A 1,280-nucleotide genomic window follows, 5' to 3' on the forward strand; every position below is an offset into this window, starting at 1 on the left:
AGGGGGTGGGATACCTCATCTCGAAGCAGGCTTCCCGCTTAGATGCTTTCAGCGGTTATCCCTTCCGAACGTAGCCAACCAGCCGTGCCCCTGGCGGGACAACTGGCACACCAGAGGTTCGTCCGTCCCGGTCCTCTCGTACTAGGGACAGCCCTTCTCAAGTATCCAACGCGCACGGCGGATAGGGACCGAACTGTCTCACGACGTTCTAAACCCAGCTCGCGTACCGCTTTAATGGGCGAACAGCCCAACCCTTGGGACCTGCTACAGCCCCAGGATGCGACGAGCCGACATCGAGGTGCCAAACCATCCCGTCGATATGGACTCTTGGGGAAGATCAGCCTGTTATCCCCGGGGTACCTTTTATCCGTTGAGCGACACCGCTTCCACACGCAAGTGCCGGATCACTAGTCCCGACTTTCGTCCCTGCTCGACCCGTCAGTCTCACAGTCAAGCTCCCTTGTGCACTTACACTCAACACCTGATTGCCAACCAGGCTGAGGGAACCTTTGGGCGCCTCCGTTACCCTTTAGGAGGCAACCGCCCCAGTTAAACTACCCACCAGACACTGTCCCTCGACCCGATCAGGGCCGCAAGTTAGATACCCAAACCCAACAGAGTGGTATTTCAACAATGCCTCCACCCGAACTGGCGTCCAGGCTTCACCGGCTCCCACCTATCCTACACAATTAAATTCGGATACCAATGTCAAGCTATAGTAAAGGTCCCGGGGTCTTTCCGTCCTGCCGCGCGTAACGAGCATCTTTACTCGTACTGCAATTTCGCCGGGCCTGTGGTTGAGACAGTGGGGAAGTCGTTACGCCATTCGTGCAGGTCGGAACTTACCCGACAAGGAATTTCGCTACCTTAGGATGGTTATAGTTACCACCGCCGTTTACTGGCGCTTAAGTTCTCCACCTCGCCCCGAAGAGCTAATAGGTCCCCTTAACGTTCCAGCACCGGGCAGGCGTCAGTCCATATACATCGTCTTACGACTTGGCATGGACCTGTGTTTTTAGTAAACAGTCGCTTCCCCCTGCTCTCTGCGGCCATACCACGCTCCACCCGCAAAGGGGCTTCACGCGTCCGGCCCCCCTTCTCCCTAAGTTACGGGGGCAATTTGCCGAGTTCCTTAACCACAGTTCGCCCGTCGCCTCGGTATTCTCTACCTGACCACCTGTGTCGGTTTAGGGTACGGGCCGCTCGGAACATCGCTAGAGGCTTTTCTCGGCAGCATAGGATCACTGACTTCACCTGATACGGCTCGGCATCACGCCTCA

The 1,280-nt window shown here is 56.7% G+C and carries 1 rRNA gene; it reads right to left on the reverse strand.

Annotated elements, in window-relative coordinates:
• Positions 1–1,280, reverse strand: a 23S ribosomal RNA gene (locus A3CQ_RS0146275); the annotation flags it as partial.

The organism is Paractinoplanes globisporus DSM 43857 (assembly GCF_000379645.1).
In the GTDB taxonomy this organism is placed as follows: domain Bacteria; phylum Actinomycetota; class Actinomycetes; order Mycobacteriales; family Micromonosporaceae; genus Actinoplanes; species Actinoplanes globisporus.